The sequence below is a fragment of the Parapedobacter deserti genome (assembly GCF_042646065.1).
Classification (GTDB): Bacteria; Bacteroidota; Bacteroidia; order Sphingobacteriales; family Sphingobacteriaceae; genus Parapedobacter; species Parapedobacter deserti.
In genome coordinates, this window is record NZ_JBHRTA010000061.1 from 39,680 (window position 1) to 52,236 (window position 12,557).

Sequence of the window (12,557 nt, forward strand, 5' to 3'; positions counted from 1 at the left end):
ATGGTAATAACCTAAGTTTACTTATTCATTCAGTGGTTTACTTTTTGTTTAACATGATCCGCTCCTCCTTTCCAGTATAGGTAATCGTCTTGGTTACGCCTGCTTCCCTATCAAATCCCTGGGGTTTCCCTGGCTGTACATAGACAATATGAAATTTCCTGTCGGCCAACATGCCGTCAAATGCGCCCTCGCGATTGCCGATACGCAGCTCGCCCGTATCGTCGCGGTACGTGAAGGCGATCGTGCTGAACTTACCCTGCTCATAGTTATAATTGGTCCCCTCGTCTTCATACAGCGTAAACATGCCATCGTCCCCGGCATATATCCACAGCGTTATTTCGCTGGCCGGCTTTTCATCGGTATACTGCACGGCTGGGCCGATCGGTACGATGCTACCCGCTTTGGCAAACAGCGGCACACGTTCGTAGGGTGCTGGGGCGTTCAGCATTTGTCCGCCGTGATGGTATTCACCGCTGTAAAAATCGTACCAGCCCGCCCCTTCTGGCAGATAAATTTCGCGCGAGGTAGCACCGCGCCGTGTCACAGGGCTGACCATGAGCGACGGGCCGAAGAGAAACTGATCGTTGATGTTGAGCACCTGCGCATCATGCGGGAAGTCCATGGCCAGGCCACGCAGCATGGTATAGTTGTGGAGGTATACGTCGCCAGCCAGCGAATAGATATATGGCAATAGCCGGTAGCGCAGCTCGATGGAATACACCATACTGGCGTAGGCTGGGTGCCCTTCAGGGGCAATATGAAACGGCTCGCGGTAGGGGAATTGCCCATGGGCGCGAAACATGGGCAGGAACGCGCCGTATTGATACCACCTGGCGTTAAGCTCGCGCCATTCTTCCAGGTCATCCGCGTTGGGCTGGTGGAATCGCTTTTCCACCAAAAAGCCGCCCGCATCCATCGTCCAGTAGGGAGCACCCGACATGGAAAAATTGACGCCCGCGGCAATCTGGTCTTTCATGTCGTGCCAGCGAGAGGAAATATCACCGCTCCATGCGGCAGCGCCATAGCGCTGCTGGCCCGCAAAAAATGATCGTGTAAGGATAAAGACCCTGTTGTTGGGGTCAGTGCCACGCTGTCCTTCGTAGATGCCCCGCGCGTTTTCCAGCGGAAACGCATTATAGTACCTCACCGAAGAACCAATGGCAGGCTGCATGACCGATTTGCGTTCTTCAATGTTGATGTTGGAGTGAATGTCCGGCTCACTGGCGTCCATCCACCAAGCATCTACGCCTTTCTGATAAAGTTTCTCGTTCATGAGTTTCCAAAAGCCCTGCCGGGCTCCGGCGTTGAATGGGTCATAAAACGTGGAGGTGTATCCCTCGCCGATCCAGTCTCGCCGGCCATCGTAGATATTGCGCATATACAGCCAGCCGTTGTCTCGGAAAAGCGGGTATACGCTAGACTCTTCATTGATCTTCGGCCACACCGAAATCATGAGTCGGAAGTGTTGGTCGTGGAGCCGTTTGATCATGCCCTCCGGGTCTGGGAAACGGGCGGGATCGAATGTATGGCTTCCCCAGTCGTGTTCGGGCCAATACGACCAATCCTGCACCATATTGTCGATCGGTATCCGCCGCCGGCGGAACTCGCGGGCTACCTCTTCCAGCTCTTTCTGGGTCCTGTACCGCTCGCGGCTCTGCCAGTAGCCGAAGGCCCACCGGGGCATGATGGGCGCCCGTCCGGTGAGGTGGCGGTAGCCGCCGATGACCTCATCCATGTCTTCACCCGCAATGAAATAATAATTTACGCCGTCGCCCGCTTCCGAATCAAAAGAGAAGCGAGAGCGATCAGACTCCGGTATGGGGCGCTGCCATTGGACGCCGAGGTAAGATTGCCCACCGTCAGGCAACCATTCAATACGCACGTCGTGCCGTCGGCCGGCTTCCGTTTCCAAATCTATTTCAAAGGAGCCCGCGTTCCACGATTCCCGCCAGCGGTCTTCCTGCAGCTGTCCGTCTATCCATACCTTTACATAGCCCGAATAGATAAAATGCAACCGGTGCAATCCGCTGTAGGGCGATTCAAGCTGCCCTTCATAGGTTACGTGGCTGCGAACCAGGTCTATCGAATCCGGAAACTTGGTTTGGTCACTCAGGTACTGAAAGGCGATTTCCGATTCCGGGCGGGACACCCACACGGAGTCGGGCTGGTACTTATCGCGGTAGGTGGCCGTAAGCCACCCGCGTTGCCCTTCTTTGGAGTACAGCCGAAAGGCCGACAGCGGCAGTAAGGGCCGGACATCTCCGGCTTTCGTAATGGAATAGTTGTGCCATAGGATACCGTAGTTACGTGTAGAAATCAGGAAGGGGACACCGATCATGGTATTGTATTGAAGCAAGGTCACCTGCCTGCCCCGGTAGTTCATTATCCCATTCTGATGCTGGCCCAAGCCGTAGAGGCCTTCGGTATCGGACACCGTGAAATGCTGCCGGACGCGGTAAAACGCATCACCATCATACGCATCATGGGCAAATGTGGTGGCGTCTCTGCGCTGCTCGGCCAGGAGGGGCTGGCCCTGCCTGTCCAGGAAAGTGACCACGCCGGAAGCTTTGGCAACCTGCGCCGTCAGTGCCGCTGTTTTCACCAGCACGAAGTCGGCAGTCTCTTCCAGCTGCCAATCTCCCGCCGTGCGGCGCAGCGAATCGATGATAATAAGCGACTCACTCGGTTGAACGGTACTCCCCAGCGGACGTGCCACCACGTGAATGATCCGATCGGTAATGACGGCTAACTCCAGCTGCTGGTTTGCCGCCGTAGCCATACCCTCATAAGTCAGCGATATACCGTTTTCATGGCGGACAACACGAGGCTGGTCATGCTGGGCAACCAACGTTGGCGCAGCCGAGATGTAAAACAGAAAAAATAAGCCGACAGGAAATGGGCGCTTCATTTTTATCATAATGGCAATAAATGGTAACAGATGCTACATTGGTTACGGCACAAAAATACACTTGCCCGGTATAGACAGGGGGATGGTTTTGTTAATAATTGGGTATTGTTTGGTTAACTATCCGGTGGTTGAAACGGCTACTTTCGATACGCAGCAGGCCCCACACCATATAACGCTTTGAAATATTTGCTGAATTGCTTGGGGTTGTTGAACCCCACCTTGTATGCTATTTCAGCCACGGTGGTGCCCGATTGTTCCAGCAATTGCGCAGCATGCTTGAGGCGTATATTGCGAATAAATTCAGAGGGGGTATGTCCGGTCAACGTCAGTATCCGCTTATAAAGTGCTACTCGGCTTAGGTTCATCTCGCTTGCCAGGCTTTCTACCGAAAAGCCGGGCTCTGCCATATGCCGCTCTACGCTTTCGAGCGCTTTCCGCAAAAACAGCTCATCGGCAGACTCCCCCTTGGATGTCGCAGCACGCACATCGATGCGTTTCTTGTAGGTTTGCTCCATCGAATCTTTCTGTCGGAGGATGCTGTTGAGTTTCGAGCGCAGCAGTTCAAAATTGAACGGCTTGGTGATGTAATCAGTAGCCCCCGAATCAATGCCTGCCAGCTGCATGGTTTCATCGTCCATGGCGGTGAGCAGGATGACAGGGATATGCCGTGTCCGCGGATCGCCTTTCAGCCGGCGGCAAAAGGCGAGGCCATCTTCGCCGGGCATGGCCACGTCCGATACCACGATATCTGGATGCACGGCCAGCGCTTTCACCCAGCCAGTGGCAGCGTCGCCGGCTTCATATACCGCCAGACTGTCGCGGAGGTGGTCTTTTAAGTAAAACCGGAAATCCGCATCGTCTTCGACCAGCAGCATGCGTTTCTTCGCTTTGCTTTCGCCCTTGCCGCCTTCCGGGGGGTTGTTGCCCGTCTGGCCAGGGGGCGGGCTCAGCGGCAGCACAACCGTAAATACACTTCCCAGTTCAGGGACGCTCTCCACGTCGATACGCCCGCCAAGCAGCTGGACATATTCTTTGGTTATGGCCAGGCCTATGCCGCTTCCCTGATTAAGCATGCTCGAAGGCATATCGTGCTGGAAGTAGCGGTCAAATATGTGTTTTCGGGCCGTTTCGGGTATGCCGATGCCGGTGTCACGGACCACCAATGTCATGGAGTCTTCGAAACTGACCGATACCGTTACCCGGCCGCCCACCGGGGTAAACTTAAAAGCGTTTGACAGTAAATTAAATAGAATGCGCTCTACTTTTTCGAGGTCAAACCATGCCTCATACCGGGCATCGCTGAGCGAGTAGTGGTAGGTTATGTTTTTGCTTTCGGCAAGGTCGTTGAATGACTCCAAATGCTGCACAACGGCGTATGCAAGATCCGCCTGCTCCACGTGCGCCCTGAGCTCCTGCATGTCGGCTTTTCTGAAATCAAGCAGCTGGTTGACCAGGTGCAGCAGGCGGCGGGCATTGCGTTCGATAACGCTCAGGTGGCGGCTGCCTATCACCGAGCGGGTTTCCGCTTGCAGTTTATCCATCGCCGCCAGAATCAGGTTGATCGGGCTGCGGAACTCGTGGCTCACGTTGGTAAAAAAACGAGTTTTCAGTCGGTCAAGCTCCGCAACCTGGGCCGCGTGCTGCCGTTCCTGTTGCAAGGCGAACCGCGTTTTCTCACGTGTGCGTTCGACGTGCCTGATGGCGAGGATAGCGCCTGCAAAACCTGCAATGTACAGCAGATAAGCCCACCCTGTCTTCCAGAAAGGGGGCATTATCTTCACGGTCGCCATTGTATAGGGCTCGCTCCACGTTTCGCCGTCGGCAGAAACCATCACCTCAAACCGGTAGTCGCCCGGATCCAGGTTGGTAAACGTTACCTTACGGGTATGCCGGTCCATCGCCTGCCATTGCTTATCAAAGCCTCCCAATCTGTACCGAAAGTGGGCGCGGTCTTTATTAAAGAAGTACAGCGAAGCGACGACAAATCCCAATACGTTTTGGTCATATGCGAGCCGCAGTTGATTATGGCCTGTCCATTGCGCTACGTCCACGCTGCTATTAAACAGCTGAACATCCGTAAGCACCGGCCGATCCGGCGCCAGGGGAGGTGATTGTGCGCGCGCCGGATCGATGATGTTGAAGCCTGACGGACCGCCGAAAAAGAGTTCCCCCGTTGACATCCGGAAAGCGGCGTCTTCATTGAACGCGTTGGCTTGTAAACCGTCGCGGCGGTCATAGTTCCAGAAGCGCCATTGCCCCGGGCTGCCCTCCTCCTCCCGAATGGCCGATATTCCCCGCGTTGTACTCACCCAGATCGTTCCATCTCCGTCTTCGACCACTCCCAGCACGGTGTTGTCGGGCAGGCCGTCTGCCGTGCGAAAGGCCCTGAATGTGCCTGCAGACGCATCATACAGGTTGATGCCGTCGCGGGTGGCGACCCAGATCCGGTGGCGGCTGTCTTCGATAATAGCGTTTACGTGGTCGTGGCTGAGAGCTCCAGGCGTGTTTGCCGTGAAGGAAAACCGTTGGAATGTCCCGTCGGGGGTCAGTAATTCGATGCCCGAGGCGGTACCGAACCAAAGCCCCCCGCTGTGATCTTCGGCGATGGCCGATATATAAGCCGAAGACGTAAAACCCTGCTCTCCCGATCCGAGCCTTGTGAAAATGCCGGTATTGCGGTCCAACAGGGCCAGCCCCGAGGTGAGCGTGCCCACCCAAAACCGCCCTTGGCTATCTTCGTAGATTTCCCACACACTGTTGTCTGGGATAGATGCCGGATTATCGGGGTCGTGCATGTAGCGCACAAACCGTTTTCCATCAAAGCGGTTCAGGCCGCCGAAGTATGTTCCTATCCAAAGCATGCCTTCGCGGTCTATGTACAGGTTTACGACCACATCACTACCGAGGCTGTGCGGATCATCGGGGTCGTGCTGATATTGGGTAAACCGGTTCGCGCGCCGGTCATAATAGACCAATCCGCCGCCATTTGTGCCGATCCATACGTTTCCCCGTTGATCTTCCACAAACTGGTTGATATCGTCAAAAGGTAGCACCGCTTCGCCTGTACCCCGCTGCCGCTGGTGCAGCACAAACTGGATTTGGCTCGAATGGTAGTAACTGACCCCCCGCTTGAAGGTGCCGGCCCACATAATTCCGTCCCGGTCGCAGTAAAGCGTCATGACGCTGTTCTGGCTGATCGTCCGGTCATTGTATGCGTCATGAAGCAGGTATGAAACCTGGCGGGTTTTTGTATCCACCAGGTTTACACCGCCATGGTCGGTGGCAATCCAGATGTTCCCGTCGGGATCTTCAGCTATTCCAAAAATAATCGGATTGCTCAGCCGCATACCAGCAGATGACGTGGTCAGGTGCACTGGCGATCCCTGTCTTTCCGGCCACCAGTATACGCCCATAGGGCGACCGGGAGCATACACCCACGGACGACCATTGCGGTCGATCATCAACCTGAAATCGGCCATTACCCCTCCGCTTCCGATACTTTCCCGCAGCCGAGCACCTGCCGCAGGCCCGCTTCCCACTTGATAGACCGACCCATTTCGATCGACCGACCAGGCATTGCCCGCGTCATCCAGCGCAATTCCCGTGACGGGAACCTCCGGATCTGGCCATGGAAGCGAGGTAACCGCCCGCTTCCGCTCATCGAAGCAAGACACCAAGCCGCCAATTTGTAAAAACCAGCACTCGCCTCCCGGCGACCGGCGGATATCCAGTATTTCCGCTATGGGCAGCCCCAATGATAGCAGTACGCTGTCTACGTTGCGGACAAAGTGCTCCCGGGAGCCATCGTAAATGTTCATCCCCGACTTGGTCTTTACCCACAACCGGCTGTCAGGGCCGATAAACAAACCCTGTATATCATTGTCGGCTATACTGTGGGGCTTTTGGGCCTCATGCCTGAAGACCTTTATTTCGTGCCCATCGTATCGGCTAAGGCCAGCAGGCGAACCGAACCACAAGAAACCCCGCCCATCTTTCACAATGGTAGTAACATGGTTGTGGGACAGCCCATCTTCCACGTTCAATTGCTGAAACTGGAAAGGCTGCGCAGTGCTCCGAAGAGAAAGTAGCAACGCAAACCCTATTACTGATAGGTACAGCAATAGGTTCATATCTCCATCGTATTTAGCCATCCGCCAGCCAACAGCTTATCGTCCCCCGATAGGATGTGCATTATCATAATCATACGGTCTCTCCCAATTGGACGCCCCAAGTTAGCATTTTTAGGCGTTATTCAAAGAATGGGGCTCGCAGGCAGTTGTTCGTTATATCGCGTAAAACTGTATGTTTGTATAAAAGGTTAATCCATTTCATGCCAAATAAGCGAGATTTGACAGACAAGGGCCTTGTTTTGGGCATCAAAGCTGGGGAAGAATGGGCCTTCCGGGCCGCCTTTGATCGATATTACAACCGTTTATTGCGGTTTGCTGTATCCTACCTCCATGACGTTGGCTTAGCGGAAGATGTAGCACAGGATACTTTTATTTTACTTTGGGAATATCGCCCAAACCTGCAGGAAAACACCCCAAATCTGTTCGCCTTTCTAATACAAGTTGTCAAATTAAAGATGCTGAACAGTATGGAGAAAAGGCGGAGGCGCTATCAAATCGAACAGCACCTGTTTTCGCGTGGCTTACGCCAAGTGGAGCTTGATCTGCATACGCTCCAAACACTGAACACCTCGATTATCTATCTTTCAGAAATTGAGCATTTGGTAGGTGATACCTTAGCCCATATGCCCGAACAGACCCGCATAATATTCAACCTCAGCCGAGAACAAGGTTTTTCCAACAAAGAAATTGCCGATCAAATCGGGAAAACCGAAAAAACCGTTGAATATCATATCAGTAAGGTGCTTAAACTGTTGCGGCTTAGATTGTCAGACTACCTTATGTCAATCCTGCTTTTGGGTGGTTTCTAAAAAAATCCTTTCTTTCTTTAGGGGTAACGCCTGCTCGCAAAATTACTATTTACTAACGGACGAAAGCGTTAATCAAATTATAAGCCGTACCGCGGATACTTTAGTAAGTTGATTGAAAACCATGTCGGATCAACAGTTATTGGCATACATTAGAGGAGAACTTTCCGAAGAGGAAACGGACAGTTTTTTAAATTGGGTTGAGGCTTCTCCCGATCACAAGGCACGCTATCGCCTGATCCGGAATGCATGGGATTTAGTGGTCCTCAGCTATCACGACGATATGGATTCTGTCTCGGCAGACCAAGCATATGATTTGCTGAAAATCAAAATGCAAAGTTTACGGAAAGAAGTTGTAGGCGGGGAACCCCTAACATGGAATATCCGGAGCATGTTACGGGTAGCAGCCGCGATACTGTTATCTGTCGCGGGGAGTTGGTATTTTTTCAAGTATCGGAGTGATACCATAGGCCACCACCACATTGAGGTATCCGTAGGGCAACGGGTAAAACTGGTGCTTGCCGACAGTACCGTTGTTTGGCTGGCGGCAGGAAGTAAGTTTACCTATCCAGAGCGGTTTGGCCGAAACAAAAGACACGTGGTGCTTGATGGCGAAGCCCAGTTCCATGTGGTGGCAGATAAGCAGAAACCTTTTGAAGTTGAGACCGCCACCCATACTGTGAATGTATTGGGGACCGAATTTAATATCTATGCGTACGATGAGTCCTCGCATTTTGAGACAACCTTATACGCCGGCTCCGTCTCTTTAAGGCACCACAAATCGATAAACCAAGATTTTCTACTGCAGCCCGGCCAAAAGCTGAGCTATGACAAAGAAAGGGCCAGCACTAAACTTCAAAGCGATATTGACACTACGGAGATGATTGACCGGATAGAAGGTTACCTGATATTTAACAAAACGCCATTTTCTGATATGGCAGAACGGCTATCGCGCTACTATCAAAAACCTATTCGTATCAAGGATCCGGGGATCGCATCCTATGAATGTACAGGTAAATTCTATTATCAGGAGAAATTAGAAAAAATTCTCGAGGTGGTTAGGGCGGGAAGACCATTCGGCTACAAAATCACGGAACACGACGTCGAAATATTTGCAATATAAATCATCAATAGAAAAAGGAGGAGTGCCAATGAAAAAAGATTGAACGATCTGGTAAAAGGGTAAGGCGTGATTGCAGCACACCTTACCAAACTTAGCCTAAAGTAAATAGATTACAGAACTTTAAAACTAGACAAAAATATGAAGAACAATTCATATGTGATGTGTATTGCCTTACAAAATCCAATTATACGCCTGGTAATATATATGAAACTGACCATCACCTTAATAACGATCTGTTCGTTGGTTCTTAGCGGAAAGGAGGTGTACGCGCAGAAAGAGCGCATAACGCTAAAGGTTGCCGCTACAAGCATCAGCGATATCTTGAAGGGGATTGAAAAGCAGACACCCTATCTGTTTTTTTATAACCACAAGGAAATTAATGCTGAGGAGAAGCAAACGTTATCATTACAGAACGAACCGCTAGATCAGGTTCTTGCGAAACTATTTGCAGGGAAGCAAATCACCTACAAAGTGGTTGATAAGCATATCGTTTTGTCCCCGTTATCCCACCTACATTCGATAGGAAAAATTCTTCAGTCAGCAGTGTCAGGTACGGTGCAGGCGAGTGGGACACCCTTAGCTGGCGTAAACGTAGCCGTAAAGGGAACCAACATCAGCACCGTAACTGATCAAAACGGCCGGTATCAAATCGAAAGCGTACAGCAGGGAGCGACCTTGGTATTTACCTATGTCGGATATCTGGCGCAAGAAGTTGCGGTGGGCGCATCGTCGATGATTAATGTTGCTTTGCAAGAAGATGTGCAGCTATTGGAAGACGTAGTGGTAATCGGGTATGGGACGGCAAAAAAGCGGGATTTGACAGGGGCTGTTTCCAGCATCAAAGCCGCCGAACTGGCCTCGCAGGGGCCACGCAACGTGCAGGACTTGTTGAGGGCAAATGCACCGGGATTGAATATCGGAGTAGGCACGGATGCAAAAGCTGAAGCATCGCTGTCGATACGAGGCAATGGAACGCTGACAGCCAGCAACAGCCCACTAATTGTGTTGGACAATGTCATTTACGAAGGTGCGTTGGCCGATATCAATCCCAATGACATCGCTACGATTGACATCCTCAAAGATGCGAGCGCCGCCGCAGTGTACGGCTCCAGATCATCCAACGGAGTGATCGTGGTGACCACCAAGCGTGGTAAACAGGGCAAGCCATTGATCAACTTAATCAGCAACACCGGTTTTGCTACCTCGGCTAATCAGCCCGACATACTCGATCCGGAGGGCTTCCTTAAATTTCGGCAGGATTATAATGAAGGTAGGTTTTCGGAAGAATACCTTGCCCAATATCCGCAGATGTTTGTCAATCCGGATCAATTGAACGGTATAAGCCAGTTAGCATGGTATAATTATGACCAAAGCACGCCGGTGAACAGCGTCACCCAGGAACAGCTGGTGACCAAATGGCTCTCGCGCCTAAACCTGACTTCGCCAGAGATTGACAATTATTTTTCCAACAAGATCACCCGATGGGACGACCTCGTATTCCAACGTGCGCTACAGCAGGACTACAGTCTCAATATTTCGAACGCGTCTGAGTATGTCGCCCAATACTTTTCTCTGGGTTATACGGACCGTGAAGGCGTAATCACCGGGGACCGGTTCAAAAACATCCGTGCGCGGGCCAATGTCGAATCAAAAATCACCTCATTCTTGACCACCGGGGTGAACGCACAGTTCGCCTCACGCAATGAAGGGTTCCTGAAATCAGATTGGAACCAGATGACCATGATTTCGCCATACGGCTCAAACAACATCGATGATCCCAACAGCGAGTTCCAGCGCCGTCCGACCGGGCTAGACCCCGTTAACCCGTTTTACGACAATTTATATACAAACCGTATCGATAGGCGCCAGAACGTCATTGCCACCCTGTTTGCGCGAGTGTACCTACCTTTCGGCATTGAGTATAACCTCAATTTTACGCCGCGCTATGAGTGGTCTGAATACTACAACCATTTCTCGTCAAAAGGAGACCGTTGGGCCTCAATCGGTGGCGCGGCCAGCAGACAGCATACGAAAACCTTCAGCTGGCAGTTAGACAACATTTTGCGCTGGAGGAAAGAATTTGCTGATATACACAACGTCGAGGTGACGTTGTTGGCCAATGCCGAAAAAGGACAGTACTGGTCTTCGGTCGCAAACGCCCAGGGATTTTCGCCAAACGACTTGTTGGGATTCCACCGTTTGCAGGCCGGGTCCATCAACACCGTATCAAGTAACGACACCTACAAAACAGGCGATGCCCTGATGGGCCGGCTGTTTTATTCGCTGAAGGGCCGCTATATGCTGACTGCATCCGTACGGCGCGATGGCTATTCTGCATTCGGCAAGCGCAATCCAAGGGCCACATTTCCAGCGCTGGCGTTTGGATGGACATTTACCGATGAACCATTTTTTCCAGCGGTGGGCTGGCTAAATTATGGGAAACTGCGTTACTCGTGGGGCGAAAACGGCAACCGGGAGATCGGCCAGTATGCGGCTTTAGCACAAATGATTTCTGGTCTGGTGCCCTACATAGACCAATCAGGCAATGTCTACACCACGTCGCAGATTTTTGTGGAGACCATGGCCAATTATGACCTGAAATGGGAGCGAAGCGCCTCCCACAATATCGGGCTGGACTTTGGTCTGCTAAATAATCGGGTCAGCGGTTCAGTGGAAGGCTATCTGGCTACTACCCACGACCTGTTGGTAGACCGCTTGCTGCCTGATGTCACAGGGTATGGAAAAGTCACCAGCAACCTCGGCAAACTGCGCAACAAAGGACTGGAAGTGTCTATATTGGCTGGGATTATCCAGCGCGAACAACTGAGCTGGAACGCTACCGCTAACTTTTCACTAAACCGCCGGACCATCAGGTCGCTCTATGGAGATATGGTAGACGTCGTGGACGGAGCGGGGCAGGTCATTGGCCAGCGCGAATCCAACGACGAAGTAAACGGATGGTTTATCGGCCAGGATCCAGATCGCATCTGGTCTTACGAGCGGGCAGGAGTATGGCAGCTCGGTGAAGAAGCCGAAGCGGCAAAATACGGGCTCCAGCCGGGTGATTTCAAATACATAGACCAGAACGGCGATGGACTGCTGAGTAATGAGGACAAAGTGTTTCAGGGATATAGAACTCCCCGGTCACGGCTTTCTTTGCGGAATGATTTGCGGCACAAAGGATTTTCGCTGTCTGTTATGTTTTACGCCAACCTCAATTACTATGGCGAATTCCAGCGTGCGGCAAATTCATATTCCTTTCCGGACCGGACTTCGGATTATGCGTTTCCACGGTGGACGGCCTCTAACCCGATCAACGATTATGCCCGGATCGGCTCAAAAAATATCGGCACAAACTGGGTAAACAGGTCGTTTGTGCGTCTGGAGAGCGTTGTTTTGTCGTACCAATTTCCGACACCATTATTGCTGCCCTATAAAATTCAAGGATTGCAGCTTTCGGCAAGTCTTCAGAATGCAGCAGTGTTTTCTCCGCACTGGACATTCTGGGATCCGGAAAACGGCTCAATTACTCCCCGCAATTTTAATTTTGGTGTGAACATTACCTTATAATTTACTGATTTAGTCAAAGC

Annotated in this window: 5 protein-coding genes; 3 read left to right on the forward strand and 2 right to left on the reverse strand. The window is 51.8% G+C overall.

Translation table 11 applies throughout. The annotated features are described in order from the left end of the window. Window positions 1-37: 37 nt before the first annotated feature. Together ACFOET_RS19530 and ACFOET_RS19535 are read right to left on the reverse strand one after the other, a co-directional pair. Window positions 38-2,908: a TIM-barrel domain-containing protein gene (locus ACFOET_RS19530; protein WP_379025846.1), complete on the reverse strand. Its 2,871-nt coding sequence runs from the start codon at window positions 2,906-2,908 to the stop codon at window positions 38-40. A gap of 137 nt (window positions 2,909-3,045) precedes the next feature. Then, on the reverse strand, window positions 3,046-7,059 hold the full coding sequence (locus tag ACFOET_RS19535; protein ID WP_379025848.1) for a hybrid sensor histidine kinase/response regulator transcription factor: 4,014 nt from the start codon (window positions 7,057-7,059) through the stop codon (window positions 3,046-3,048). A 179-nt stretch (window positions 7,060-7,238) separates the two neighbouring features. Between ACFOET_RS19535 and ACFOET_RS19540 the strand changes: the two genes are divergently transcribed. The 3 genes from ACFOET_RS19540 (at window position 7,239) to ACFOET_RS19550 (ending at window position 12,537) form a co-directional block, all read left to right on the forward strand. Further along, the gene (locus tag ACFOET_RS19540) at window positions 7,239-7,847 is read left to right on the forward strand and encodes an RNA polymerase sigma-70 factor (RefSeq protein WP_379025850.1); all 609 of its coding nucleotides are present in this window, start codon (window positions 7,239-7,241) and stop codon (window positions 7,845-7,847) included. Window positions 7,848-7,968: 121 nt separating this feature from the next. Further along, window positions 7,969-8,967, forward strand: coding sequence for a FecR family protein (locus tag ACFOET_RS19545; RefSeq protein ID WP_379025852.1), 999 nt, complete (start codon window positions 7,969-7,971; stop codon window positions 8,965-8,967). A gap of 204 nt (window positions 8,968-9,171) precedes the next feature. After that, on the forward strand, window positions 9,172-12,537 hold the full coding sequence (locus ACFOET_RS19550; protein ID WP_379025854.1) for a SusC/RagA family TonB-linked outer membrane protein: 3,366 nt from the start codon (window positions 9,172-9,174) through the stop codon (window positions 12,535-12,537). Window positions 12,538-12,557 lie beyond the last annotated feature (20 nt).